Annotated in this window: 23 protein-coding genes; 11 read left to right on the forward strand and 12 right to left on the reverse strand. The window is 43.4% G+C overall.

Annotated elements, in window-relative coordinates; genetic code table 11:
- The first annotated feature begins 483 nt into the window (after nucleotides 1-483).
- From AK822_RS06070 to AK822_RS06090, 5 genes are all read left to right on the forward strand, one after another.
- On the forward strand, nucleotides 484-2,385 hold the full coding sequence (locus tag AK822_RS06070) for an AmpG family muropeptide MFS transporter (RefSeq protein ID WP_060490937.1): 1,902 nt from the start codon (nucleotides 484-486) through the stop codon (nucleotides 2,383-2,385).
- 52 nt (nucleotides 2,386-2,437) lie between these two features.
- A complete protein-coding gene (gene prmC, locus AK822_RS06075; protein WP_060490938.1) occupies nucleotides 2,438-3,349 on the forward strand; it encodes a peptide chain release factor N(5)-glutamine methyltransferase in 912 nt (303 codons plus the stop codon).
- A gap of 35 nt (nucleotides 3,350-3,384) precedes the next feature.
- Nucleotides 3,385-4,179 (forward strand): HesA/MoeB/ThiF family protein, encoded by a 795-nt coding sequence (locus AK822_RS06080; protein WP_060490939.1) that lies wholly within the window; start codon nucleotides 3,385-3,387, stop codon nucleotides 4,177-4,179.
- Nucleotides 4,180-4,265: 86 nt separating this feature from the next.
- Nucleotides 4,266-5,618, forward strand: a complete 1,353-nt coding sequence (locus AK822_RS06085) for an ABC1 kinase family protein (protein ID WP_060490940.1) — start codon at nucleotides 4,266-4,268, stop codon at nucleotides 5,616-5,618.
- A 94-nt stretch (nucleotides 5,619-5,712) separates the two neighbouring features.
- Nucleotides 5,713-6,969: a YbfB/YjiJ family MFS transporter gene (locus tag AK822_RS06090; RefSeq protein ID WP_060490941.1), complete on the forward strand. Its 1,257-nt coding sequence runs from the start codon at nucleotides 5,713-5,715 to the stop codon at nucleotides 6,967-6,969.
- A gap of 9 nt (nucleotides 6,970-6,978) precedes the next feature.
- Here AK822_RS06090 and AK822_RS06095 read toward each other — a convergent pair whose 3' ends face one another.
- Nucleotides 6,979-7,467: an Lrp/AsnC family transcriptional regulator gene (locus tag AK822_RS06095; protein WP_060490942.1), complete on the reverse strand. Its 489-nt coding sequence runs from the start codon at nucleotides 7,465-7,467 to the stop codon at nucleotides 6,979-6,981.
- A 218-nt stretch (nucleotides 7,468-7,685) separates the two neighbouring features.
- On the opposite strand from AK822_RS06095, the gene leuA reads away from it, so the two are divergent.
- Both leuA and AK822_RS06105 read left to right on the forward strand, forming a co-directional pair.
- Nucleotides 7,686-9,470, forward strand: a complete 1,785-nt coding sequence (gene leuA, locus AK822_RS06100) for a 2-isopropylmalate synthase (RefSeq protein ID WP_060490943.1) — start codon at nucleotides 7,686-7,688, stop codon at nucleotides 9,468-9,470.
- Between the two features lie 256 nt (nucleotides 9,471-9,726).
- A complete protein-coding gene (locus AK822_RS06105; protein WP_060490944.1) occupies nucleotides 9,727-10,347 on the forward strand; it encodes a hypothetical protein in 621 nt (206 codons plus the stop codon).
- A gap of 115 nt (nucleotides 10,348-10,462) precedes the next feature.
- Here AK822_RS06105 and accC read toward each other — a convergent pair whose 3' ends face one another.
- The 5 genes from accC to AK822_RS06130 all read right to left on the reverse strand — a co-directional run bounded on the left by accC (nucleotide 10,463) and on the right by AK822_RS06130 (nucleotide 16,164).
- Entirely contained in the window at nucleotides 10,463-11,824 is a 1,362-nt protein-coding gene (accC, locus tag AK822_RS06110) for an acetyl-CoA carboxylase biotin carboxylase subunit (protein ID WP_060490945.1), read from the reverse strand.
- A gap of 154 nt (nucleotides 11,825-11,978) precedes the next feature.
- A complete protein-coding gene (accB, locus tag AK822_RS06115) occupies nucleotides 11,979-12,407 on the reverse strand; it encodes an acetyl-CoA carboxylase biotin carboxyl carrier protein (protein ID WP_060490946.1) in 429 nt (142 codons plus the stop codon).
- Between the two features lie 250 nt (nucleotides 12,408-12,657).
- Nucleotides 12,658-14,025, reverse strand: coding sequence for an MATE family efflux transporter (locus AK822_RS06120; RefSeq protein ID WP_060490947.1), 1,368 nt, complete (start codon nucleotides 14,023-14,025; stop codon nucleotides 12,658-12,660).
- 455 nt (nucleotides 14,026-14,480) lie between these two features.
- On the reverse strand, nucleotides 14,481-15,521 hold the full coding sequence (locus tag AK822_RS06125) for a hypothetical protein (RefSeq protein ID WP_060490948.1): 1,041 nt from the start codon (nucleotides 15,519-15,521) through the stop codon (nucleotides 14,481-14,483).
- Nucleotides 15,522-15,669: 148 nt separating this feature from the next.
- Nucleotides 15,670-16,164 (reverse strand): EVE domain-containing protein, encoded by a 495-nt coding sequence (locus AK822_RS06130; RefSeq protein ID WP_060490949.1) that lies wholly within the window; start codon nucleotides 16,162-16,164, stop codon nucleotides 15,670-15,672.
- 261 nt (nucleotides 16,165-16,425) lie between these two features.
- Here AK822_RS06130 and hemW point away from each other — a divergent pair, with 261 nt between their 5' ends.
- Complete coding sequence (gene hemW, locus AK822_RS06135; protein ID WP_087815242.1) at nucleotides 16,426-17,724, forward strand: radical SAM family heme chaperone HemW; 1,299 nt, start codon at nucleotides 16,426-16,428, stop codon at nucleotides 17,722-17,724.
- A gap of 115 nt (nucleotides 17,725-17,839) precedes the next feature.
- On the opposite strand, the gene AK822_RS06140 is transcribed toward hemW, so the two are convergent.
- Nucleotides 17,840-17,980: an entericidin A/B family lipoprotein gene (locus AK822_RS06140; protein WP_045447789.1), complete on the reverse strand. Its 141-nt coding sequence runs from the start codon at nucleotides 17,978-17,980 to the stop codon at nucleotides 17,840-17,842.
- 302 nt (nucleotides 17,981-18,282) lie between these two features.
- On the opposite strand from AK822_RS06140, the gene AK822_RS06145 reads away from it, so the two are divergent.
- The gene (locus AK822_RS06145; protein ID WP_060490950.1) at nucleotides 18,283-18,855 is read left to right on the forward strand and encodes a tRNA (cytidine(34)-2'-O)-methyltransferase; all 573 of its coding nucleotides are present in this window, start codon (nucleotides 18,283-18,285) and stop codon (nucleotides 18,853-18,855) included.
- 82 nt (nucleotides 18,856-18,937) lie between these two features.
- On the opposite strand, the gene AK822_RS06150 is transcribed toward AK822_RS06145, so the two are convergent.
- The 4 genes from AK822_RS06150 to tusD form a co-directional block, all read right to left on the reverse strand.
- Nucleotides 18,938-19,294 (reverse strand): TusE/DsrC/DsvC family sulfur relay protein, encoded by a 357-nt coding sequence (locus tag AK822_RS06150; RefSeq protein WP_087945575.1) that lies wholly within the window; start codon nucleotides 19,292-19,294, stop codon nucleotides 18,938-18,940.
- Nucleotides 19,291-19,680, reverse strand: coding sequence for a hypothetical protein (locus tag AK822_RS06155; protein WP_228139069.1), 390 nt, complete (start codon nucleotides 19,678-19,680; stop codon nucleotides 19,291-19,293). Before AK822_RS06155 ends, AK822_RS06150 begins: the two co-directional genes overlap by 4 nt.
- A gap of 114 nt (nucleotides 19,681-19,794) precedes the next feature.
- Nucleotides 19,795-20,118: a hypothetical protein gene (locus AK822_RS06160; protein ID WP_045454966.1), complete on the reverse strand. Its 324-nt coding sequence runs from the start codon at nucleotides 20,116-20,118 to the stop codon at nucleotides 19,795-19,797.
- A 71-nt stretch (nucleotides 20,119-20,189) separates the two neighbouring features.
- Complete coding sequence (tusD, locus tag AK822_RS06165) at nucleotides 20,190-20,621, reverse strand: sulfurtransferase complex subunit TusD (RefSeq protein ID WP_060490951.1); 432 nt, start codon at nucleotides 20,619-20,621, stop codon at nucleotides 20,190-20,192.
- Between the two features lie 216 nt (nucleotides 20,622-20,837).
- On the opposite strand from tusD, the gene glnE reads away from it, so the two are divergent.
- Nucleotides 20,838-23,717 carry a bifunctional [glutamate--ammonia ligase]-adenylyl-L-tyrosine phosphorylase/[glutamate--ammonia-ligase] adenylyltransferase gene (glnE, locus tag AK822_RS06170; RefSeq protein WP_087945576.1) on the forward strand — a complete coding sequence of 960 codons (2,880 nt, stop codon included), beginning with the start codon at nucleotides 20,838-20,840 and terminating at the stop codon, nucleotides 23,715-23,717.
- Nucleotides 23,718-24,000: 283 nt separating this feature from the next.
- Complete coding sequence (locus tag AK822_RS06175; protein ID WP_055124135.1) at nucleotides 24,001-24,930, forward strand: branched-chain amino acid transaminase; 930 nt, start codon at nucleotides 24,001-24,003, stop codon at nucleotides 24,928-24,930.
- Nucleotides 24,931-25,060: 130 nt separating this feature from the next.
- Here AK822_RS06175 and AK822_RS06180 read toward each other — a convergent pair whose 3' ends face one another.
- A complete protein-coding gene (locus AK822_RS06180) occupies nucleotides 25,061-25,693 on the reverse strand; it encodes a YrbL family protein (protein WP_087945577.1) in 633 nt (210 codons plus the stop codon).
- Nucleotides 25,694-25,750: the final 57 nt, after the last annotated feature.

The following is a 25,750-nucleotide window of genomic DNA, read 5'->3' on the forward strand; positions in this document are numbered from 1 at the left end:
GTTTTATAAAATAAATGGTATGTCAAATAACATTTTAATTTATAAATATATAAAAGTAAGAATGTAGCAAGAATTTCTGGTTATTAAAGCATTAATTATTAATAACTTATCAGGATGATGATTGGCTAATCACAAGAGAAAGGGGTTTATATAAAACGGTTATGATGCAAAATACGATATTTTCCTTATTTTTATAGCTATTCTTAATATGAAAGCAAACCCTAATCTATAAGCTAGGTTTTATTAACCAGTAGAAAGAAAGGTTAATGCAAAAATATCGTTAGAATGTCTAGTCAAGGTCAGCGTTCTCAAGTACCATAATTCAATTTTGTTGTAATGGCTGTATTTGTGCAACGTTAAGCAATTTTTATCGATCCCGTTTATCAGTGCTATTTATCAGTGTCAGTTACCGATAGATGATACTAATGATTGATAAAAATTGTGCGCGGTTGTGTTCTTTTTCTTAAGTGCTAGTGAGCGATTATGTCTGCTGTCAAATCTGTGCCACCCAATCAATCAGCTGTCAAAAAATCATGGGGAGAGGCTGCAAAGGCTTATTTAGACTCTCGTGTCATTATCATGTTGTTTTTGGGCTTTTCAGCGGGTATTCCTATACTGCTTATTTTTTCAAGTTTATCACTTTGGCTTAGAGAGGCAGGCATTGATCGTAGTGTTGTGACCATGTTTAGTTGGGCGGCACTGGGTTATTCGTTTAAATTTATTTGGGCGCCATTAATAGATGCGCTTCCTGTGCCATTTTTGACCAAATGGTTGGGTCGTCGTCGCAGTTGGATGGTGGTATCACAGCTGCTTATCATATTGGCTATCTTTTTGATGGCAAATGTTAATCCAGTTAGTGAAGACGTTTTAGTCTACATGGCAGGGGCTGCGGTTTTGCTTGGCTTTTCTTCTGCCACCCAAGATATCGTGATTGATGCTTACCGCATCGAGCTTGCGCCGCCATCGATGCAATCCATTCTATCCTCTATTTATGTGTCGGGTTATCGTATCGGCATGATCGTTGCGGGGGCAGGCGCGTTATATTTGGCAGATTTTTTTGGCTCGAATGAGACTTTTTATAGTTATGAGGCATGGCGAAATACTTACTACATTATGGCAGGTGTCATGACCTTAGGAGTATTAACCACGTTTGCCAGCTATGAGCCAACGGCTGAAACGTTGCAAAGTAAAAAGCAAAAGGGCAATTTAAAAGTATTTCTTATTTATTCTGCTTTACTACTTATCCCAGGTCTGATTTTTGGCATTATTTATCTGATCAATATTTTGATTAATACAGTGTTCGATAGCACATTGGCGATGATACCGTTAATGGTCATGCCAGCGATTAAGTTTTACTTTTTGGCACTGGTCGCTTGCGCACCGTTGCTGCTGTTGTATTTCATCATCAATCAACCAAAAATTATTAATAAAGCCCCATTGGTTGCCGAAACTCGCGAAGGTTATGTGAGATTGGTGGCATTGTTTGTGTTTTCAGTGATCGCATTTATCGCTGCTTATATATTAATGGGACAAGTATTGCCAGAGTTCGAAGGGGCATTTCCTAGCTTCTTTGTTGAAACATTGCATCTGCTGATAAGCTTGGGTGTAGCGATAGTAGCAGGTTATGCATTGGTACAAGTAGGGTTGGTGAAAAAAGAAGTAGCCATGGCAACTTGGGTCGAGCCGATTTTAGACTTTTTTAGACGCTATGGCAAAAAGGCGTTATTACTATTGGCGCTCATTGGGCTATATCGAATTTCAGACATCGTGGCGGGCGTTATTTCCAACGTTTTTTATCAAGACATGGGCTTTAGTAAAACAGATATTGCCAATGCAGTGAAACTCGTCGGCGTGATTATGGCGATTGCAGGTGGGTTCTTAGGTGGGCTATTGGCACAGCGTTTCCGTATGATGCATGCCATGATGATTGGGGCAATTCTTGCGTGTGCGACCAATTTATTGTTTGTACTACTAACTTACAACCCAGGCAGTTTGCCGTTTATGTATGTTGCGGTCATATTTGATAACTTGGCAGCAGGGCTGGCGAGTGCCGTGTTTATTGCTTTCTTATCTGCTCTAACGTCTATTCGTTTTACAGCAGTGCAGTATGCGATTTTCTCTTCATTAATGACGCTCATTCCCAAGGTGATGGGTGGTTATTCAGGTACTATCGTCGATAATATGGGCTATCCATTTTTCTTTATCTTTACTTTCGCTATTGGGATTCCGATTTTGGCATTGATTTACTTTGTTGATAAACATATCGTCATTGGTGATAACGATGATATTTATAGCGATGACAATAATGATGGAAGCAGTGATAAGTTGGCCAAGGCGAATCCAAACCTGACCGACACCAAAGAACCACCACGCGCGTCAGAGTAGGCTAAGCAGTGTTCTTATTCTCATTAATGCATAATATTTTTAAGAGTTACTTATGACAGCATCGACCATTCGTCAAATCAAGCAGCACATTCAGCAATTGACGAATGAGGCTGAGAACAGCAAGCTACCGCCATTTTGGCTCACCGATTGGCTATTATATGTCATCGATAAGCCTGCGATATTTTTAATGATGGATGAAGGTTACCAGCTAACAGACAGCGAGCTTTCGGAGTTCAATGCAGGTGTAACGAAGATGCAGCAAGGAATACCACTTGCGTATTTGACTGGTCAGCAAGAGTTCTGGTCACTGACGTTTACTGTTAATGAGCACACTTTAATTCCGCGACCTGATACTGAGATACTGATTGAGCAAGTATTAACTAGGATAAAATCTCAGCCAAACAGTGTCAGCAGCCCAAAACGGTTACTGGATTTAGGGACAGGTTCAGGCTGTATTGCGATTAGTCTCGCTCACGAGTTAAATACGCAGCATTCAGACAGTAAGGCCGAAAGCTGGCAAGTCGTTGCGGTGGATATGTCGCCAGAAGCGCTCAAGGTTGCTCAGCACAATGCAGCTATCAATGATGTTGCTGATATTGAGTTTATACAAAGCAGTTGGTATGACAAGCTGCCCATTCATGGCGAGCTATTATTTGATGTGATTGTGTCCAATCCTCCTTATATCGATGAGGAAGATGAGCATTTGGCACGCCTTGTAGCCGAGCCTATTAGTGCCTTAAGTGCCCCCAATCATGGGCTTGCCGATATAGAGCATATCGTAGGACAGGCACCGAAATACTTGCGTGTCGGTGGGCTACTGGCTATCGAACATGGTTTTGACCAAGGTGATGCCGTTCGCAAGTTGTTTGTAGACAGTGACTTTGAATCTGTGCGTACAGTACAAGATTATGGTGGTAATGATCGTGTTACGCTGGGTCAAATTAAGTCATTAGATTTTTGTTAGTAGACTTCTTTAATAATAGGTTATTGGTAATAAATATGGCGCACACATCAGATAAAGGGCAGTTGTTGGATGAAGAGCTGCTGCGTTATGCGAGGCAGATATTATTAGATGGTTGGGATATTGACGCTCAACTACGCTTAAAATCAGCTCGTGTGGTCATGATAGGGGCAGGCGGGCTTGGTTGTCCTGCTTCTGAGACGCTGGTGCGTGCAGGACTTGGGCAAATTCATCTGATAGATGATGACATCATTGAAGCCAGCAACTTGCAGCGACAAACGCTGTTTTTACCTGAAGATATCGGTAAAACTAAGGCGCTAACAGCGGCGCACATGTTAGAGCGTATTAATCCTTTAATTACCGCTCGCGGTACAGTTGCAAGACTAAGCGAAGACAATGCTTATGAATTGCTCGATATGGCGACAGGCAAGCCTGATTTGCTTTTAGATTGCACCGACAATTTTGCTACGCGTGATGTCATCAATCGTATTAGCGTGCGCTATAAAATCCCGCTATTATCTGCCTCAGCGATTGGGATACAAGGTCAGTTGGCGCTGTTTGAGCCGCAACTAAACACTGGTTGTTATCATTGCGTGTTTGGTTCGGTAGTACTTGATGCCGCGGCTGATGAGCGTACGTGTGCCAACTCAGGTGTGCTAGCGAGTACCACTGCTATCATGGGTAATTTGCAAGCGAATGCTGCCCTGCAGTATTTGGGATTAACCAAAAATCCACTGACAAATAAGCTATTAATATGGGATGGTAGCCATATGCAGCAGCGGCTAATGGGCTATCGCCAAGATGCGCAGTGTCCTGTCTGTAGCAGTCATTAGTGATTGTTCATTAGTAGCTGTGTAGCTTGTCATTATTTATAATCGCTTATTCTCAAAAACCTTCCTTATGACCATAGTTGTTTTTTATGAAAATTCATCGCCCGCATTTATTAAAGCATACCTTCAATGTCATGAACCGTGTTCGCCAAACAGCCAGCGTGGCAGGTTTATCTGCGCTGAGAGTGGCAAAAGGTGAAAAGCCTGATGCCACATTATTAAAAGAAACGTTTGAGCAGTTGGGCACGACTTATATCAAGATTGGTCAGTTTATCGCCAGTACGCCGTCACTGTTTCCACGCGAATATGTGAAAGCTTTTCAGAGCTGTTTGGATCAAACCACGCCATTGTCCTATGCTTATATCGAGCAGGTATTGAAAGAAGAGTTGGCCGTTGATGGCATGACGCTCGCTGATAAGTTCGCCCATATCGACTCAAAGCCACTAGCATCAGCCTCTATTGCGCAAGTGCATGCGGCACAGTTGCATAATGGCGATGAAGTCGTATTAAAGGTACAAAAGCCTGACGTCGAGACCATTATGCAAACGGATTTGGGCGTATTGCATGGGGTGACTAAGTTACTTGAGATTCTGATGCCGTCGATGAAGTTTGCCAGTATTGCACCGATTATCGATGAGATTCGCCTGCGCATGCTTGCCGAGACTGACTTTATCGCTGAGGCACAAAACATCCGCGATTTTCAGCAGTTCTTAGCCATATCAGGTAATACGCGCGTGGTAGCACCCAAAGTATATGAAGAGCTGACGACCAAGCGTGTACTAACCATGAGCCGCTTGTACGGCGTATCTATGGTCGATGAGTCGCTCATGCGTCAGTATTGTGCTGATCCTGCGCAAGTCATGGCGGATACCTTGAATACGTGGTTTGCCAGTCTCATGCTGTGCAACAGTTTCCATGCTGACCTGCATGCGGGCAATTTGATGCTATTAACCGATGGTCGTATTGGCTTCTTAGATTTTGGTATTGTCGGTAAGCTAAAAGCTGAGAGTTGGCGTGCGTGCATGGGTATGATGCAAGCCATGCAGGACAGTGACTATCAAGCGATGGCGCGCCATATGATTGATATGGAAATGACCCATGGTGGCAATAAAGTCGATGTAGTGGCATTGGGTAATGATTTGCAGCGTATGATGAAGACTATTATGGCGGAGGACAAATCCTTTACCAGTGGTGTGCCTTTTAATAGCAAAGAGCAAGCCGATGAGCTAAATAAAATGATGCTTGAGATTGTAGAAGTCGGTAAGCGCCATGGCATACATTTCCCACGTGACTTTGCTTTATTGACCAAGCAGATGCTCTATTTTGATCGCTTTATGCGTACGCTGGCACCTGATATGGATATGTTTAGTGATCAACGCGTACAAATGCTAGGGCACACAGAAACAGATGTGACCATGTCACCAACAGTAAACGTATCGTAGTTTTCGCTTGTATGTTTGATTATTAATCTGCCGCTGCTCTTGAATGCTCTAACACAAAGGATTGTGTGCTAATTGCCGCAAAAATGGCTCTGTCATGATGACTGCTCTCAAAAGCCGTGCTTTTCCTCATATTACCAATGAAGCTGCCATTGCCTGTATCGGTATGTACTGCATGGCAGTCGTCATGGGCTATGGACGCTTCCTCTTTACTGCCACCTTGCCCGATATTATGGTGCAACTGTCGATTTCAACGACGATTGCAGGCTGGCTTGCCTCTATCAATTACATCGGTTATTTTATCGGTGCCCTCATCGCCATGTTTGTGCCTCAGCGTTCGACGTGGCAAGCGCTGACACTGTGGGCAATGATAAGTGTCGTCACAACGATGCTACTTGTCGTACCTGATATGTCATTAACTCTATGGTATCTCATTCGTCTAATCGCAGGTATTGCAAGCGGGGTAGCGATGATTTTAAGCTCATCGTTTGTCATTCAAAGCTTAAGTCCTGAACGCCGCTCTGTACTGTCGGCAGTACACTACGCAGGTATTGGTGTAGGCATCAGTGCCTCTGCTATACTGACGTGGTGGTTGTTAATATTGGGCTATCATTTTAATGTCATTTGGTTGGTAGCAGGCTTTACAAGTTTACCTCTGTTATGGCTACTCTATGCGGTAAAACCAAGACAAGCACAGGGTTCCGACTCGCTGCAGACTGATCCTACACAGCACGTGTCAGTGCATCAAACCTATTTGAGCTTTAAGCGCGCTTTGTATGAGGCCATTGCTGGTCATCGTAAGGCTATTGCTTTGCTGTCAGCGAGCTATGTACTGGCAGGCTTTGGTTATATTACCTCTGCAACATTTTTGCCAGTCATGGCAGCACAGCGCCTCACGACGCAGACGTATGCTGGATTGCTCATTTGGCTAGTCGTTGGTGTATTTGCGATGTTATCAAATCCACTGTGGGGCGCACTTGCCAAGCGAATTGGTGAAATTAAAACGTTAATAGGCTTAACGATATTACAAGCATTTGGGATGTGCCTGCCCATATGGTTCGATGGCGCTATTGGTTTGTACGGCAATGCTGCTATTTTAGGTTTGACCTTTGTGGGTATGGTATCGATGACGCTCACTTTGATTAAAAACATCAATCCTGCTTACTCAAATTTGCTGATAGGATTGGCAACTTTGGCTTATGCATTGGGTCAATTCTTGGGGCCATTGGTGACGGTAGCATTGGCAGGGCAGGACGACAATTTCAATGCAGGGCTACTCGTTGCCGCCGCTGGATTGATGGTTGGATTGGTGCTGTTGCTATTGTTTCGTCGACAGCCACCGACTACCATTTAAACGACACTACTAAACCACACTACGATTAAATATTTCTCGCAGCTCAAAACTGGTATGCACTTGAGCGACACCTTCGATACGATTGAGCCTGTGTAATAAAAACTCCTCATAATGTGCCATATCGCGTACTCTTACCTTTATAAGGTAGTCTTCCGTACGACCCGTGACAATGCTACAGCTAATGACTTCATCAAAGCTCTGAATCTTACGCTCAAATTGCTCAAAACGCTCAGCCGTATGGCGATCCATACTAATCGCAATAAAGACAGCGAGCGGGTAGCCAAGTTTCTGCGCATCCGTTTTGGTGTGATAACCCGTGATAATACCAGCATCTTCTAAGCGTTTAATACGGCGTGCACAAGGCGTGGCTGACAGGTTGACGCGTTCGGCAAGCTCGGTGATACTCATGCGTGCCTGAGTTTGCAATACGCGCAAGAGCTGTCGATCGATCTCATCAATATCGGTTAAATGTGGACTATCAAGATGACTGTTTGGCATAATCTGTTGCTTTGTTAGTGAATTCAGCTAATTATACTGAGTAAATTGTATTTTTTCACTAAAATAGCGCCATATATTATCAAAGAAAGCTGATTTCTATTGCATAAACTCTGATATTATTATGGTATAAACATTGGTTATCTCGTATGATAAACATTGATCTAATCACCAGCCGTCCAGCTAAAAACATAAATTCCCATATCATCTAAGGATTGATTATGTCTGACCAAGCCAAACGCACTGTAGCCTCAACGACTGCAAAGATTACACCCAAAAATGCCGCTTTTGATTATAAAAAGTATCGTCCATTTGCTTTTGCGCCATCGCTGTCAGATCGTACTTGGCCAAGCAAAACGATTGAAAAGTCACCAATTTGGGCAAGTGTGGATCTGCGTGATGGCAATCAAGCACTGATTGACCCGATGACGATCGAACAAAAAATGCGTTTTTTTAAAACGTTGGTTGAGGTTGGTTTTAAAGAGATTGAAATTGGCTTTCCATCAGCGGCGCAGGTTGAGTTTGATTTTGCTCGTAAACTTATCGAAGAAAATCACGTCCCAGACGATGTGACTTTGCAGGTATTGGTACAGGCTCGTGAGCATTTGATCGCCCGTACGTTTGAGTCATTGAAAGGCGCGAAGCGTGCGATTGTCCATGTTTATAATTCAACGTGCCGTATCCAACGTGAAAAGGTCTACGGTAAAGACAAAGCTGAGATTAAAGAAATTGCTGTTACTGGTGCTAAATTATTGGTTGAATATGCGGCTAAATACCCAGAAACAGAGTGGGTGTTCCAGTATTCACCAGAAAGCTTTAGTCAAACAGAAACTGAATATGCCGTAGAAGTCTGTGATGCGGTCTGTGAAGTATGGCAACCACAACAAGGGCAGGAAGTAATTTTAAACTTGCCAGCGACGGTTGAAGCGTCTATGCCCAATGTTTTTGCCGACCAAGTCGAGTATTTCTGCCGTCATCTTGCCCAGCGTGAGCATGTCATTATCAGCTTGCATACACATAATGACCGTGGCTGTGCGGTTGCAGCAGCAGAGCTTGGGGTGTTAGCGGGTGCCGATCGTATCGAAGGTACGCTATTGGGTAACGGTGAGCGCACGGGTAATATGGATATCATGGTCATGGCGATGAACTTGTTTAGTCAAGGTATCGATCCAGAGCTTGATTTTAGTAACATGAGCGAAATTGTACAAGTGGTCAGCGAATGTAACAATTTGCCCTTACATCCGCGTCATCCATACGTCGGCGAATTGGTCTTTACGGCCTTTAGTGGCTCACATCAAGATGCCATCAAAAAATCTCTCGATTATAACGAAAAGCATCAAAACGAGACGGATAACGTTTGGGATGTGGCTTACTTGCCAATTGATCCGGCGCATATTGGTCGTAGTTATCAGGATGTGGTACGTATCAATAGCCAGTCTGGTAAAGGCGGTGTGGCTTATATCTTGCAGCGCAACTATGGCTTTAATTTGCCGCGCTGGATGCAAATTGACTTCAGCGGCGTGGTACAGAAGCAAGCTGAATCAGCTGCTCGTGAATTGCAGAATGATGAAATTTTACAGACCTTTGAAGACACGTATCTACAGCAAGGCAGTTTTGAGCTATTAGATTATACGGTCAATAATAAAGGCGGTGAAGTCTACTTTACTGGTCAAGTACAAATGAATGGGGACATCATTAATATTGATGGCACTGGTAATGGTCCATTATCATCGTTTATAGACGGCCTTGCCCAGCACACTGGTAAATCGATACATGTCATCAACTACGCTGAGCATGCGATTAATCCGCAGCATAATAGCGGTAATGGCATCGATGATGATACCAATAATGACAACAAAACTAATGCGAATGCGGCGGCTTATATCCAACTAAATGTAGATGGTGAAGTTTATTCTGGCATTGGCACTTGCAGCAGTACTGTATCAGCGATGCTTAAAGGCGCATTATCAGCGTTTGCTCAAGCAGTTAGTACTGCTACTGCTTAATATTTTTATGATCGTTTTAATAACTTGTAGCTATAACGCTGTCGCTTCTTGTCTTTGGCAAGTAAAGCGATGGCGTTATTTTTTGCATGAAAAACGACAGTCTATATGCAGAAAATAGATATTTATGACTATCGCCTATCTTGCAGTTGGCTAAAGCATCGCGACTAATAGCATAATGTTACTTGTGTTTTTGATGTCTAAGACTTACGCTAATGTACATAACTCATATTATTATATTATAAACAAAAGGTTAATTATGGAACCTATCTCACTTGCTTCATTTTCATTGGCTGCTATTTTGGCGTCATTGCCAGTGAATGGCGAAGTGGTCACTAAACCGACTATTACCACTCATATCAGCCCAGCTATCGCAGGACAATGGGAAATCGACTTAGACAGTAGTATCACGATGACCAAAGAAGCCAAAGCCAGACAAGCTGTAGCAAAAGAGCTGAAACAGACAAAAAGTGATGAGCCAAAAGTGACTGCTGACACAGAAGGCGGTGTCCTTGTGCAAAGTGAAAAGCGCGTCCTTAATATTAGGCCAAATACCAACAACCAGTTAAAGGTCTCTGCCAAAAAAGCAAATCAGTGCCGCGAGCTATATAATTTTGCGGCTGATAATGAGATGTGGGCAGTGAGTGGCAAAGAGTGGACATATGGTCGTTACCTAATCACGCACCGCGAAGAAGGGCTGCCCATTATTGCGCTAAAAACAGTCTATGACAACAATGAGGTAGATTGTTCAGGTAACCAAATCGACCAAACTGACGAAGCGTTGATTGCGTTTTTAAACCACGATGGCAACCAAATGCAGTGGTGTGCGGATCCTGATGGTAATGAATGCTTTATGAATTTTAATAGAGTGTTACCATAGCACTTTATCGTTAATGATAAGACTTAAGACCGTTTTTTTCTAAAATAGAAACATAAAAAAACCGCTATCTAAATAGGTAGCGGTTTTTTTGTGTTTAACAATAAATCAAAGCAGGTTATACATCCGCCTTCTTTTTATTGCCAGTTAGAAGCTCTCTTTCAAGGTAATGAATATTTTGTGCTTCGTGAATAAAATTGTCATCTGCCAAAATGACATCGCGATGCAGCGGGATATTGGTTTTAATACCTTCAATCACCAATTCATCGAGTGCATGCAGCGTCTTAGAGACGGCTTGCTGGCGCGTTTGACCATGGCAGATAAGCTTGCCAATCAATGAGTCATAATAGCTTGGAATCTCATAGCCCGGATAGAGGTGCGAGTCAAAGCGTACACCAGCACCACTGGGGGCAAATAACTGAGTGACTGTACCAGGACAAGGCATAAAGGTCGCTGGGTCTTCAGCATTGATGCGACATTCAATGGCATGACCTTGAATCTCAATCTCGCTTTGACGATAAGACAAGCCGTAGCCGGCTGCAATTTTTAGCTGCTCGACGACCACGTCGATGCCAGTAATCATCTCAGTTACCGGATGCTCAACTTGCACACGAGTATTCATCTCAATAAAAAAGTATTCATTATTTTCAAATAAAAACTCAAAAGTACCCGCACCGCGATATTTCACCAACTCACATGCTTTGACGCAAGCGTCCAAGATAGGCTGACGTACATCATCAGGGATATCAGGCGCAGGGGCTTCTTCTAATACTTTTTGGTGACGACGTTGCAATGAACAATCTCGATCGTATAAGTGAATGGCATTACCATTACCATCGCCAAGCACTTGTATCTCTACGTGGCGCGGATTTTGTAGGTAGCGTTCCATATATACAGTATCATCGCCAAACCACAGCTCAGCTTCTTGCTTAGCAGCCTGTACTTGACCAATGACTTCTTCGAAGCGCTCAACCACGCGCATACCGCGACCGCCGCCGCCAGAAGCGGCTTTAATCAATAACGGAAAGCCGATATGGCGTGCTTGCTCTTCAGCATTATGCAACGTTACCGCGCCCACTGAACCAGGGACGGTCGGTACGCCAGCTTTTTTCATCGCATTAATGGCAGAGACTTTATTGCCCATTAATCGAATATGATCAGCATTAGGACCAACGAAAGTGAGACCTGCTTCTTCGACGCGTTCAGCGAATTCAGCATTTTCAGCCAAAAAACCATAACCCGGATGGATAGCGTCGGCACCAGTGATTTCAGCTGCGGTTAAAATAGTATTGATATCAAGATAGCTTTGATTGGCATTGGGTTTGCCAATACAGATTGCCTCATCAACAAAGCGCAGGTGCATCAAGTTTGCATCAGCTGTGGAGTAGACACCGACGGTCTCTATGCCAAGGGCTTTGCAGGCTCGAACGATACGTAGGGCAATCTCACCTCTATTGGCGATGAGCAGTTTTTTTATCATGGGGTCATCCTTGTCGAAGCGGCGGTCATTGATAGAGTCGTTATTTTAGGCACCATTAAATCGAGCTACGATAAAGATAAAATAACTCAAGCTAAAATGCCAAATGATAACGAAATCTCTATCATAATGAGGTAAAGGTTGGTAAATAGTGTCGTTAAGCTCTATAGCGTATGACGGGTTGACCAAACTGTACCACTTCGGAATTATTGACTAAGATTTCGTCAACGACACCACTTTGCGTTGCCTCAAGAGGATTCATAATTTTCATGGCTTCGATGATGCCCAATGTGTCACCAGCTTGCACCTTTTGTCCGACCTTTACGAATGGCGGATCATTAGGGCTAGGGGCTGAGTAATAAACACCAACCATCGGCGATGTCTCAACGCTACCCGCTTTTACCGCTGGCTTTGCTTCAGCAGTGATAGGGGTAATGCCAGCAGCAGGTGCGGCCATCATGGTCGGTGCAGGCGCATCATAGTGACGAGTTAAGCTGATGTGTTCATCATCTGAGCTGATTTCTAAATTAACCAGTTCACTTTCTTCCATGAGGGCGATTAGGGTGCGTATTTTTTCAATATCCATAGTTTTAATTTTGCCTTCTACTAATTTCAAGAAATAGTGTAACTAAATATTGTGTAGGTAATTGCTAATGATACCTATATTCATGGCAATGAGCAATCGATGTACAGTTGTTAACTGAGTTTTTTTACATATTATGACGTAAGCATTTCTTACGAGTAAGAAATGCTTAATGATTTATCATAGTCTATGTGACCATGTAGCGCTAGTCATGGTTAGTAGATACTGCATTTACATCAGTATCGCTGCTGCATTAACCCCACATCGCCGTCAGACGCTTTTGTTGATAGCGCAGGCGTAGGGTGAGTAGAATAGACGATAAGAATAAACCTGTGATTAATGCCATCCAAAACCCTTGTGCGCCTATATCGGTGAAGCGCACCAAATAAACACCGAGTGGCAATGCCACCAGCCAGTAACAAAACAACGTGACCCACATTGGGATCGTGGTGTCTTGCATGCCGCGCAATATACCAGCGACGTTGACTTGCCAGCCATCGAACAGCTGATAACCAAGGGCAAAAATAAGTAAATGCATAGATTGCGTGATAACGGCTGGGTTATCAGAGAATGCAGCTGCCAATTGTGGCCTAAATAGCCAAATACCAAGCATACACGTGAGTGCAATCAATACTGTCCAGATAAGACCAGTGGCTTGCACTTGACGTAACGCCATGAGGTTTTTTTCGCCAAAACGATTGGATACCATGATTGTCAGTGCCATCGCGACCGATATCGGAATCATAAACAGCTGAGAGGTCACTGCTAATGCCACCTGATGCGATGCGGTTGCTAGCTCACCTAATGGACTGATAACAAGAGCGCCCAAGCTGAACAAACTGGCTTCAAAAAAGATAGAGATACCAATCGGAATACCAAGTTTAAGGAGCTTTTTAATCTGTGCACGATTAGGACTGGCAAAGGCATAAAAGAAGCGCGTGCTAGCAAACTGCTGTCGCTTAGTAAAGCTGGTATAAGCCGCCAGTAATAAAACATTTATCCATAACACAATTGCCGTTGCGACCCCGCAGCCTGCGCCGCCCATTTCGGGCATGCCGAACAGACCGTGGATAAATATATAGTTAAGGGGGATATCGGCAAGTAGCCCGATAATACTAATCACTGTCACCGGCTCAGGCCGCCCAAGTGCTTCGCAATAACTGCGTAGTACCGCATAGACTGCCAGTGCGGGAAAACCAAACGACACGCCATGCAAATACTGCGTTGCGATCGGTTGGATGTTTTCAGGCACACCCATGATCCCAAGTACATTGGGTGCTAAATTAACGATGATAAAGCCCATAATACCAATGACACTGGCGGTCCATAAAGACTGCTGCGTGATATGCGGTACTTGATGGTGCTTATTTTGACCAATCGCCTCACCAATAAGAGGGGTGGTGGCGATTAAAATACCAGTGGCTAATAAAAACAGCGGCAGCCAAATACCAGAGCCAACGGCGACGGCAGCCAAATCAAGCGCGGAGACTTGACCTGCCATGATAGCATCGACCACACCAAGTGCTGCTTGGCAAAACTGAGTAATTAAAATAGGAAGCGCGAGCACGCCTAAGCGTAAGCTGTAGCTTTTAAAATCTCTAAAAGATAATGGGAAAACCATAGTGAGCAACTTTTTATTCTTTGCGGTAATTATGATAGATGAGCAAATATTGCCATCAACAAAACAATAGCGAGACGGTCATACCATGACCAAAAACTTGAGCAGAAAAGCAAATGAGGACACGCCCTAAGCACGTTTAACCAAGCCAATCCAGTTTTTTGGCTGGATGTAAAAGGGGGAGTCGTGCCGACGATAATACTCCGATAAATAATATGAGCAAGCCCATATAGACAGAGTATGCAAAAAAAGGCAGGCACAAAAATAAAAATAACCCGTCAATCCAAGCAGTGGATTGACAGGTCATAAATAAATAGAATGGTAAAGAAGCCACGCTATGATGTCAACGCTTTAAAAGCGTTGTATCGATCTTAAAAACTGACTGTGAAAGGTAATCGATTCCATAGAGTGTGCACTGGACGATAACCATTCTAACTTATAGGCACATCAGCAGGCATTTATAGCGACTCAGGCAAATCTTGCACCACTGCTTGATAGCCAATCAAGGTATTATTGGCATCAAATGCTTGCACGACAATCACGTAATTGGTGGACATGGCTGGAATGACAGGGGCAAACTGTGTTTCAAGATTACTTAATATCACATTCTGCACATAGCCGTTGGCACCAGACTCGGCTTTGTTGACATCAATTTGGCTGACCAGTAAATACTTGGTATTGGCAGGATTTTGCCAAGTGACGGTCTTTTGACTGCCATTACCGATGACATCAAGAGTCATTTTGCCCAGACTATAATCAAGTGGGTACGTCTTAAAATTAGAGCGATCGCTGATGGTGTAGGTGACGTTGCAATTTTTTTCGCTACTGGTTAGCTTTTTACCGCCGAGGCCATCCTGATACTCAAAGCTACCTCTCCAAGGTGATCCTGCTTCTTTTTCCTCAAAGCTCCCCGCAAAGGTGGTTAATAAGTTTGGTGTTTCTACGCCCAAATCATTGACATATTTAATGTCTAAAAACGCTAACGTATCGAGACTGCCTGTTATTTTACCCGCGATATAGTTGTCAACCTTAATGGCTGAGTTGATACCCAAAGTGTTATTTTCTTGGCAGGCTTGCTGCTGATAACTAACGCTACCATCGACGCTGCCAGCGCCATCTTTGCTGATGTCAAAGTAAACAGCACCGATATCGATATCGTCGTTGTCACCATCTTCAATCTCAATGAAGTGTCCGACATATAAACCGCCGCGACCGCCTTCTGGGGTTATTTTGTCCAAGAAATTATCGAGTGATTCTTCTGGTAAAAATACCGACTCCAAAATCTCAGCCATGGATTTTTCATCATCGCTCAGCTTATCTTCGACTTCTTTATACTTCTCTTTGACTTTGTCTTCCAAACGATCATATTCATTGTTCACCTGATCTTCTATTCGGTCATATTCCTCTTTGACCTTGTCCCCGTCACTGCCACAGGCGCTAAGGGTCAGACTGAATATACTGACGGTTAATACAGATAATAGTAGTTTGGGTGCGCTCATAAGCGGGTCCTGATAATGGGGATAAAGGTGTGATAAAGAAGGTCGAGAAATGAATTGTTGAGCATAAATCGCAAATATAGCAAATTTTTTGCAGCAAGCGCATCAATAAATGTTCGTTGATAACACTAAAAACCTTACTCAATCGTTACTATCTAACCACTGGTTGCTCAGATAGCAGATTAAGCGTTTCTGCCATATCCATAATGGCGTACCAGTGTTTGGCGTCTAGTGGAATCACGGTAAGTTGCTCACAGCCTTTTTTCATTAATAATGAATCCTCAAGTGCGGGTAAAAATTTAAGGGCTGATAGTGGTAGAATATCAATAAATGCTTGCTCAAAAGTGACGTCTACCATATACCATCGTGGCTCATCTTCGGTGGCAATAGGATCGTAATGACGGTGCTCAGGATTGAACTGGCAAGGGTCAGGGTAGCCTGCTTTGCTTACCGTCATGATGCCAGCGACGCCAGACGGCTTAGCGCTAGAGTGATAAAAGAACACCTTGTCGCCGACCTGCATCTCGTCACGCATGAAGTTACGAGCGCGGTAATTGCGCACACCATCCCAACTGTCGGTCTCTAGGCGTTGCAAATCATCAATACCAAAAAACTTGGGGTTGGATTTCATCAACCAATAAGCCATATCTTTATCCTATTTATCATTATCAGCCATTCATTATTTGCAATATCACTGTATGCAATGTCATTTTATGCCATCATTCTTCACTATTTTGCCTATAAAAGTACAGGGTTAACATGCATGTTTGTGATTGGTTTTGTTATTGATCGGCTTTTCTTTAAGATAGCCTTTTTTTTAATCACATTAGCCGTTATCCTAGCGCTACTTTCTGCGAGTGATAGCAGTCATCCATTTATGTAACCTTTTTTATAGATACCTTCGTTTATGTCAAATATTACACTTGCTCATTTTTCTGATAACCTCAGCATCTCTAATAATACTGTGAGTGGGATACAGGTAAGTGCCATTCCACTGGCGCTTTATATTCATATCCCGTGGTGTGTCAAAAAATGCCCTTATTGTGATTTTAATTCGCATGAGCTGCCGATGGATATGCAACTATCTATGTATGACGAATATGTGGATGCGCTGCTGTCAGATGCCGCCATGCAGCAGTCGTTAACCCAAGCGCGTGAAATCAGTTCGATTTTTATCGGTGGTGGTACGCCTTCACTGCTACCCATTGCGCAATACCAGCGATTGTTTACTGGCTTACGTAACATTTTTAAGTTTGCTGATGGCATTGAAGTGACCATGGAAGCCAATCCGGGCACGCTTGAGCATGCGCCTTTTGCTCAATATTTAGAGGTGGGTATCAATCGTTTGTCGATAGGTGTACAAAGTTTTGCGGCTGATAAGCTCAAAACCCTTGGTCGCATACATGACCCTGCACAAGCATTGTCAGCGATTCGTGCGGCTCGCGCAGCTGGGTTTGAGCGAGTCAATGTCGATTTGATGCATGGGCTGCCGCAGCAAACGATGAATGAGGCGCTGGACGATATCCAGATGGCACATGATGCTGGGGCGACGCATATCTCTTGGTATCAATTAACGATTGAGCCCAACACCGTATTTTACCGCAGCCAGCCGATTTTGCCAGATGAGGATAACTTGGCAGATATTGAGCAGGCAGGTCAAGCGTTGTTGCAGCAATTGGGCTACCACAATTACGAAGTATCCGCGTGGGCAGGCGCGTCAGATAAAGCATGCCGTCACAATGTTAATTACTGGCAATTTGGTGACTACTTAGCGATTGGTGCAGGCGCACATGGTAAAGTAACGATTGCTCATGAAGCATCAGCATTAACAGAGAATGGCTCAAAGAATGACTTGCTAGCAGATTCTGGTATTTATCGTTTTAGTAAGTCACGATTGCCTAAAGATTATGTGGATTATCAAGATATCCCTGACTCTTCTATTAAACAAAGCGCACCAAAAATGGTGGGTTGGCAGGAAATTGATAGTGAGGAGTTGGTGAGTGAGTTTATGCTGAATGCGCTACGTCTACATGATGGCGTCGCTTGGTCGATGTTTACCGCAAGGACAGGGCTTAGTGATGATGATATTGCTGTACAAGTGGCGCAATTGATTACTCAGGGATTGCTAGTAGACAATACTGAACGACTACAGCCAACGCTATTGGGTCAACGTTATCTCAATCAGATATTGCGAGCTTTCTTATAATTGGAGATATTCACGGCGTCTTTGATGTCAGTCTTCACGATCGAAAAATAAAGTCATAAAAAAAGGCTTATCACGTAAATGATAAGCCTTTCAAATACTCAAAAAAAATCAATACTTAGATTTTATTTTGTACGTCTTGTGCGCCGCCAGTAACAGCTTCGCCAGCGCTTGATACGTCTTGGCCCAAACCTTTAAAAGTGTTGCAACCAGTTAGAACAAACATAGCAGTTAAAGATGCGATGATTAATTTTTTCATAATAGAATCCTCAAAAATGGGTCGTTATAAATAATAACAGTGATGCTAAGCATTAGGCTTGAGCCTCACTGAGGGGTTATTGGATAAGATAATAATTGATAAATACTATCTCGATATCCGTTAGAGACATCATAGTGAAAGTTAAAAACTGTGCAAAGTATCAAAATGTAATTATTGGCAGTAAACTGTAACTTTTAATTACCTTTTGCTCAGAAATTCAAATAACCATCATTTTAGTAGAGTCTGTCCACGTTATCTTGGATCGACGATAATATGCAGATTTGACGACTTAAGGAGTCGATATGACCACTCATGTTGTGTTGGTAGCGCCCAAAATGCCTAGTAACACGGGCAATATTATCCGCTTATGTGCCAACACGGGCGCGCAGCTACACTTGGTCAGGCCATTAGGGTTTGAGCTTGATGATAAAAAGCTGCGGCGTGCAGGTTTGGATTATCATGAATACGCGCACCTACAAGTACATGATGATTGGGCAGCAGCAAAACTGGCGCTACAGGCAGCGGATTGTCATATTGTCACAGCATTGACCACTAAACTGAGCAAGCCTTTTTATGACTATGACTTTAGTGTGCAACAGATGGCTGCCGAATCTGATAGTGCTCTGATGCCTGAGCAGATACCTAATGTCGCCTTAGTATTTGGCTCTGAAACAGCAGGTCTGGCAGATGATATACGTGAAGATATCGGCGCTGATCACTGGTTGCGATTGCCTATGCTGGCTGATTCACGCAGTTTGAACTTATCGAATAGTGTGGCGATATGTCTGTATGAGGTCTGGCGTCAGCAAGGCTTCACTGGTGATGAAGGTCGTAGTATCGGGTATGAGACGTTGACAGTGTACGATCCAAAATAGCCGTGCATTTTTTACTGATTGCAGGCGATGATCCAACATTCAGGTATTCATCGCCATTCATATATCTTATAAGCCATATATCCTACAAACAGTTGGGTGGTTTGGGCAGACCGGCAAGGCGATTAACATGGCGGGCAACCAAGCCAGTGTTGAATAACTGCTGTAGTTTCTGATTGCTAATATCATGCTCTGGCAAGGTTTTCTGTAACCATTTAATCAGTGGGCGCGTGGCTGGTGCGTGATTAAACTGAGTAAAAAATGCCCGTACCTGTTGTAAAATTTGTAAATGCTCAGTTTCTAGATGCACCTCTAGAGTGTCGGCCAATTGCTGAGCGACATCAGGGGTCCAGATATTATGGTCACATAAATGACCGTCTTGATCCAATTCAACGTTGATTGCCGCTGTTATATCGTGATTAATCGTATTATCGTTATTCATAGGGCGATGGTCACTACTTTATCAAACCCCGCATTATTAGCATCGGTATTACTAACACTGGTATTACTAGCATTGGTATTACTAAAATTGGTACTCTGAGTTAGATTGACCCATTCTTCATCGGTTAACAGCCCACTCAACTTGGTCTCTAGATTGAGCTTCGCACTGGTATTGGTACTCAGCTGCGCCACATCATCGGCTAAGGCATAAATATTTGCGATGCCTTGTATTTCACTGTCACTCAAATAGGCATCAAGCCAACTGATAAAAGCCACGGTGCTACCAAGCAAGAGAATACTGTCACCGGTGCGCCATGTCCGTGACATCTCATCGACACTGCGCCTGAGCATATCCATTGTGCTGTGTATTTGATATAAAGTTGCCATAACAGTGTCCGATTCGTTGCTAGATTTAGGATAAGGCGTATCCTCATTCTCATCTCTATTTTTAAAATGAGGACAAGCCCTAGTATTTAAAGTATTACAAATAAACTTGCGAGGCTAAAAGCGTAGTATTTGCTCAAAGTCTGAAGCGTTCACCACTTCAGGTATCAATGTCAATTGTGAAGCCAAATCAATAGGCAGCATACCCGTGACCCACCCGCTAAAGACATCGTCAGGTAGCCAAGCGGCTGGCATGTCATATAGCTCAAGCGACTGAATCATGCCATGCAAACGCGACGCAGGCTGCATCAACAAGCCAAAAACAGGCGCATCCAAATACAGCTGTACTTCATGACCAAAGGTCGCTAGCGTTAATGCAAGCGCACAGCCTTCATAACTTGCCATTTCAGTCGGCGTGAGCAGCTGAATTAATAATTTCATGGTTAACTCCTAATCTAATTGGTCGCTGACAGTTATTATCATAAAATATAATCTGTCTGCACGGCAAGTCATCAAAACTGCATCAAACGACAGTCGCCTTGCATCATCATCGCAAGCTCACTCAGTCCGACCAGTGAAAAGCCAGTGGCAAGGTTGTCACCATTAAGTTGATGGCGTTTGCTGTTATCTGTGTCGCTAATGCCGCGACTGAGTGCAGTACTGACACAGACAGGCAGCGCTAACTGGAACTGCTCAGCGAGCGTTTGCCACTCTTTGGTCAAATTAATTTGATCCGCCGACTGCCAGCGTAAACCATTGGCCGTATGCGCCGCATCGCCATAAAAAAACACGTTTAAGGTGATATTATCTAAGGTGACATTGTCATTGGTATCTTTATTATTGGCGGCATTTTTGAGATAAGCGCGTGCATAACGTAGCGCTAAATGGGCAAGTGGGTGGCTAGGATCAGCAGTAATCAGAAGCAATGGGGTCATGGTTGTCATAAGAGCTCTTTTCAATCATCTGCGCTAAAGTTGTTTATGCTACCATAAAGCGCTCAAAAGCAAATAGGGTCACTGTCATTAAACGTAGTTTTATATTAAATACCGACATATTGCGTATCGTTAGTTGATGCTGTGACTGCTTCGTAAGAAAAAACGATAAACTTATGCGCTAAGTTCACGTAGTCTTATTACTCTATGCAAGGAGTTATGTTCCCTATGTCACCCGCTATGCCTTCACGTGCGACCCATGGTACAGATTGTCAGTATACAACCGAACAGCTGCAAATATTGCAGACGGCAAGCGAATTCGCTTATCAGATTTGGGAGAGTCGAACGGTTTCATGCCAAACGTTTTTACGCAGCTACCCGTTAGATCGAACCTTAACTCGGCAGCAAATCGATGATTTGATTCAAGATTATACGTTAGATGATAATTACCAACTTGCTGATGAAGTGAAGGTGATGAGTGGCCTGCGTCATCTACGTACACTGCTGATGATGCGCTGGATTTGGCAAGATGCCTTACAACTGATAGCACTTGAGCAATTGACCGACGAGCTGTCTGAGTTTGCAGATGGCTGCATCTCATTTGCCAAAGATTATACCTACCAGCATTTGATTAAACAGTACGGCGAACCGACTTTTATCAATGCTAAAGGTAACGTGCAAATTGATGACATGGCGATTATGGCGATGGGTAAGCTTGGCGCTCATGAGCTGAACCTATCGAGTGATATAGACCTTATCTTTGTTCATCAGGCTCGCGGTGTAACCAGCGGTGATAAATCAAAAGGCACGCGCAGCATAGATAATAAGCGGTTTATGACAAGGCTTGGTCAAGGTATTATTAAATTATTGGATCAAAAGACGGCTGATGGCTTTGTCTTTCGGGTCGATATGCGTCTGCGACCGTGGGGTGATGGTAGTGATTTGGCCATTCATTTATCCGCATTGCAGAAGTACTTCTCTCAACATGGACGTGCATGGGAGCGTTTTGCATGGTTAAAAGCACGAGTAGTCGGGCAGCTAGAACAGCCGTTTTATGATGAGATACAAGCGCTCATCAAGCCCTTTGTTTTCCGTTATTATGTGGATTACAGTGCTTTTTCAGCGCTCAGGGAGATGAAATCCCTTATTCAAAACCAAGTCGCTCAGCGGGAGGATTTGGATAACATCAAGCTGGGTGCTGGTGGTATCAGAGACATTGAATTTATTGTGCAGGCCTTTCAGTTGATTTATGGTGGCAGGCATCCTCAATTACAGGTGAAATCTTGTTTACAAGCAATGCAGGTATTACATAAGCTTGAGTATCTAGAGAGGACTACTTATCAGGAGCTCCAAGCCGCGTATCGTTTTTTACGTCGGCTTGAACACGCCATTCAAGCGATTAATGATCAACAGACTCAGCGCCTGCCACATGATCCGCAGTGGCAGTATAACTTGGCAGTTACCCTTGGGTTTGACGATTGGAACGCACTGTTAGATACCCTTAACCACCACCGAGACAATGTCAATGTTCCCTTTGAGCGTATGGTGACCGAACGTCAGGTACCGGATCATGAAGACACAGATCTTGAGCCCGAACATCTTGATGAACAGATTGCACGATTGAATGATGTGTTAACGGCAGAAAACCGAGTGCTATTACAAGATTTTTGGCAGTCAAAGATGGTCGCTAACTTAAGCGATGAGGCTCGCGAGCGGTTGGATGACGCTTATCCTGTGATTATCCATGCGTTACTCGCTCATCAAGAGCAGCAGCAATTGGCCAATACCGCTTTGCCGCGTCTCATTACATTGCTCGAAGCGATTTGTCGTCGTTCTATCTATTTGGTGATGATTGCAGAAAACCCCAATGCAACGATTGAGCTGATACCTATGCTGTCAGCCAGTCCTTGGATTGCCAAAGAGTTGGCACATTATCCTGTGCTCTTAGATACTTTTTTACAGCAGCGCTATCGCCACTTGCCGGACAAGCCAGAGTTGCGTGATATTTTGCGTCAACAGCTATTGCGCGTAGAGCCTAATGACGAAGAAGAGCTGCTCAGCGTATTAAGATTATTTAAGAAGAACCAAGTGTTGGCGGTTGCCGCCAGTGATGTATTGGCTGAGCGTCCGATTATGAAGGTGTCGGATTCTCTCACTTATATCGCAGCGGTGGTACTAGAAGCCGCATTAGAACGGGCTTTTGCAGAAATTGTCAAACGCTACGGTTATCCTATTGGACAAGATGGCGATCCAGTGACTGAGGCAGACTGCGGTTTTGCCATCATTGGTTATGGCAAGCTTGGCGGGCTAGAGCTGTCGTATTCTTCAGATTTGGATCTGGTGTTTTTGCATAAGATAAAAGAGCAGGGCATGACTACGGGTGAAAAATCAGTCAGCGGTATGAAGTTTGCTGCCCGTTTGGTACAAAAGCTGATGAACTATCTCAATACCCAAACTCGAGATGGCCGCGCTTATGAGATTGATATGCGTCTGCGCCCCTCAGGTAATGCTGGCATGATGGTGGTGTCTTGTCATGCTTTTGAAACCTATCAGCTAGAAAAGGCATGGTCGTGGGAGCATCAAGCCTTGGTACGGGCACGAGCGATTTGCGGTGACAAGCGAGTGACAGCACGCTTTTGTGATATTCGCCGAGACGTATTATCATTACCGCGCACGATAGAGCAGGTGCGTACAGAAGTCACCAGTATGCGTATTAAGATGCAAAAACATCTGGGCACCAGCCAATGGCAACAACAAGCAGGTAAGTTTCATCTTAAACAAGATGCAGGCGGGATCATCGACATTGAGTTCTTAGCGCAATTTGCAGTATTGGCTTATTCGCATGAGCATCCAAGCCTGACCAAATGGAGCGACAACGTTCGTATTTTCGAAGAAGTGGCATCACTAGGTATTTGGGAGGAGCAAGTCTGCCAAGATTTAACGGATGCTTACCTCAGAATTCGTGCTGCTACTCATCAATTGGCACTATCAGAGCAATCGCTATTGGTGGATGAGTCACTGTGGAAAGAAACACGAGCATTAGTACAAGCGCAATGGCAACATTTGATGGGTGTTAATTTGTCCGATAGCGATTCGCCTCATTCTTAAGAAGGTTTTTGCTTATAAATAATAGCCTGTGATACTCAAACTAAAAGATTTCATTTGCTAGCACCGCCAGTGATATAATCGGCGATACATTACGATAAAGCTGTCAGTTGTTGGTTGTTTCTTAGTAAGGATAACACTATATTTTAGCAATAAAATTTGACGCTGCGGTGTTATCATATGATGTTGATAAATACGATTAAACAAAACCTCTAGTCGAAGCATTTATACGTGCGTCGACTATACCTAAAAAAATAGCCGTTAGTGCTAACATAAGGATTATAAAATGAATATGGCAACACAAGATGGTAAGCTTTGGATGAATGGCACAATGATTGAACAGCCAGATGCCAAAGTCCATGTGCTCACACATAGCTTGCATTATGGCATGGCAGTGTTTGAAGGTGTGCGTGCTTACCAAACCGCTGATAATCGCACCGCTATTTTTCGTCTGAAAGAACACACAGAGCGCCTGTTAGGTTCCGCGAAAATCTTTCAAATGAATGTACCGTTTGATGCAGCGACTCTGGAGCAGGCGCACAAAGATGTGGTCAAGCAAAACAACTTGGCAGAAGCCTATATTCGTCCGCTCATTTGGGTTGGTGCAGAAAAGCTTGGTTTATCGTCACGTGATAACAGTATCAATGCAATGGTTGCTGCTTGGCATTGGGGCGCTTATCTGGGTGAAGAGGGTATCAAAAACGGTATCCGTGTAAAAACCTCGTCATTTACTCATCATATGACCAATGTGACCATGTGTAAGGCAAAAGCCTCGAGCAACTATCCAGTGTCCATCATGGCAAACCAAGAAGTTACTCGTAATGGTTATGACGAAGCTATCTTGATGGATCCGCAGGGTTACGTCTGCCAAGGCGCTGGCGAAAACTTATTCTTAGTAAAAGATGGTGTATTGCATACGCCAGATCTAGCGGGCGGTGCACTTGACGGTATCACTCGTCGTACTATCATTCAATTTGCCGATGATCTAGGTATCAAAGTCGTTGAGCGCCGTATCACTCGTGATGAGTTTTATTTGGCAGATGAGATATTCATGACGGGTACGGCGGCTGAAGTGACGCCTATCCGTGAATATGATGATCGTACTATCGGTAATGGTGGACGTGGACCTTTGACTGAGCAGCTACAAACCTTGTACTTTGATGTGGTTCATGGTCGCAATGAGCAGTATATGGATTGGTTAAGTTTTATTGATTAAGACTAATTCATGAGGTAGTAGAATTTAATAAAAGACCCAAAACAACGTAGTTGTCTTGGGTCTTTTGCTGTATTTATAAATTGGTTGCGAATAAATAAAGGTCACATTGATAACTATCATGGTTATAATTCTAATGCTGAGTAGAATAATAGCTAATTTTGGATTTTATTTTTTTTTCAATCTTTCGAACATTATGGCTATTAATCGTTTTACTTATTGCCCTAAAAGGAATGAATAATTTTTCACCAATGCCATCAACCAATACAAACTCAGGAATACCTTGTCTGTGCTGGGTATACATAATGCCAGCAATATTAACTTCACCCAATACTACATGCAATTCACAACACTCATCAAAAAATTTATCTAACGCCTTTGCGTGTGTGTCATTAAAAATATTGGTATTAGAAAGCTCATAAAGTGTCATGGTTGAGCCGCTAGGGTCTATGACTTTTTCCGCCACTAGGCCCAACCCTTTATCCGTTGCGATAAAGCCATATACGGTTTCCATTGGAAACGTAAATCGTTGCTGACCATAGTTGTTCTTACAAAGCTGTAGATATTGCAATATCTCTCTGCGAAACTGTTTGTATATGCCCTGAGAATGATGACCGCGCAAGTAATGCTGCCCCTTTCTACCACCATTATATGTCGCATGCTCAGGCTTCATTATTTTGATAATCTTATCAATATCAGATGGGTGCTCATATATATACTTCTGAGTGCCTGCATCTATTCTTTTTAGATTTTGAATTAAAATCATAATAAATCTCAGTTAGTCATATAAAAAATTCAATGAATAGTCTAAGCAAAAGAAAAA

Origin of the sequence: Psychrobacter sp. P11F6 (assembly GCF_001435295.1) — a bacterium.
Taxonomy (GTDB): domain Bacteria; phylum Pseudomonadota; class Gammaproteobacteria; order Pseudomonadales; family Moraxellaceae; genus Psychrobacter.

Excerpts from the sequence above, each read along its gene's own strand:
- AK822_RS06070 (WP_060490937.1), top strand. The coding sequence starts at position 484 with ATGTCTGCTGTCAAATCTGTGCCACCCAATCAATCAGCTGTCAAAAAA.
- prmC (WP_060490938.1), top strand. The coding sequence starts at position 2,438 with ATGACAGCATCGACCATTCGTCAAATCAAGCAGCACATTCAGCAATTG.
- AK822_RS06080 (WP_060490939.1), top strand. The coding sequence starts at position 3,385 with ATGGCGCACACATCAGATAAAGGGCAGTTGTTGGATGAAGAGCTGCTG.
- AK822_RS06085 (WP_060490940.1), top strand. The coding sequence starts at position 4,266 with ATGAAAATTCATCGCCCGCATTTATTAAAGCATACCTTCAATGTCATG.
- AK822_RS06090 (WP_060490941.1), top strand. The coding sequence starts at position 5,713 with ATGATGACTGCTCTCAAAAGCCGTGCTTTTCCTCATATTACCAATGAA.
- AK822_RS06095 (WP_060490942.1), bottom strand. The coding sequence starts at position 7,467 with ATGCCAAACAGTCATCTTGATAGTCCACATTTAACCGATATTGATGAG.
- leuA (WP_060490943.1), top strand. The coding sequence starts at position 7,686 with ATGTCTGACCAAGCCAAACGCACTGTAGCCTCAACGACTGCAAAGATT.
- AK822_RS06105 (WP_060490944.1), top strand. The coding sequence starts at position 9,727 with ATGGAACCTATCTCACTTGCTTCATTTTCATTGGCTGCTATTTTGGCG.
- accC (WP_060490945.1), bottom strand. The coding sequence starts at position 11,824 with ATGATAAAAAAACTGCTCATCGCCAATAGAGGTGAGATTGCCCTACGT.
- accB (WP_060490946.1), bottom strand. The coding sequence starts at position 12,407 with ATGGATATTGAAAAAATACGCACCCTAATCGCCCTCATGGAAGAAAGT.
- AK822_RS06120 (WP_060490947.1), bottom strand. The coding sequence starts at position 14,025 with ATGGTTTTCCCATTATCTTTTAGAGATTTTAAAAGCTACAGCTTACGC.
- AK822_RS06125 (WP_060490948.1), bottom strand. The coding sequence starts at position 15,521 with ATGAGCGCACCCAAACTACTATTATCTGTATTAACCGTCAGTATATTC.
- AK822_RS06130 (WP_060490949.1), bottom strand. The coding sequence starts at position 16,164 with ATGGCTTATTGGTTGATGAAATCCAACCCCAAGTTTTTTGGTATTGAT.
- hemW (WP_087815242.1), top strand. The coding sequence starts at position 16,426 with ATGTCAAATATTACACTTGCTCATTTTTCTGATAACCTCAGCATCTCT.
- AK822_RS06140 (WP_045447789.1), bottom strand. The coding sequence starts at position 17,980 with ATGAAAAAATTAATCATCGCATCTTTAACTGCTATGTTTGTTCTAACT.
- AK822_RS06145 (WP_060490950.1), top strand. The coding sequence starts at position 18,283 with ATGACCACTCATGTTGTGTTGGTAGCGCCCAAAATGCCTAGTAACACG.
- AK822_RS06150 (WP_087945575.1), bottom strand. The coding sequence starts at position 19,294 with ATGAATAACGATAATACGATTAATCACGATATAACAGCGGCAATCAAC.
- AK822_RS06155 (WP_228139069.1), bottom strand. The coding sequence starts at position 19,680 with ATGGCAACTTTATATCAAATACACAGCACAATGGATATGCTCAGGCGC.
- AK822_RS06160 (WP_045454966.1), bottom strand. The coding sequence starts at position 20,118 with ATGAAATTATTAATTCAGCTGCTCACGCCGACTGAAATGGCAAGTTAT.
- tusD (WP_060490951.1), bottom strand. The coding sequence starts at position 20,621 with ATGACAACCATGACCCCATTGCTTCTGATTACTGCTGATCCTAGCCAC.
- glnE (WP_087945576.1), top strand. The coding sequence starts at position 20,838 with ATGTCACCCGCTATGCCTTCACGTGCGACCCATGGTACAGATTGTCAG.
- AK822_RS06175 (WP_055124135.1), top strand. The coding sequence starts at position 24,001 with ATGAATATGGCAACACAAGATGGTAAGCTTTGGATGAATGGCACAATG.
- AK822_RS06180 (WP_087945577.1), bottom strand. The coding sequence starts at position 25,693 with ATGATTTTAATTCAAAATCTAAAAAGAATAGATGCAGGCACTCAGAAG.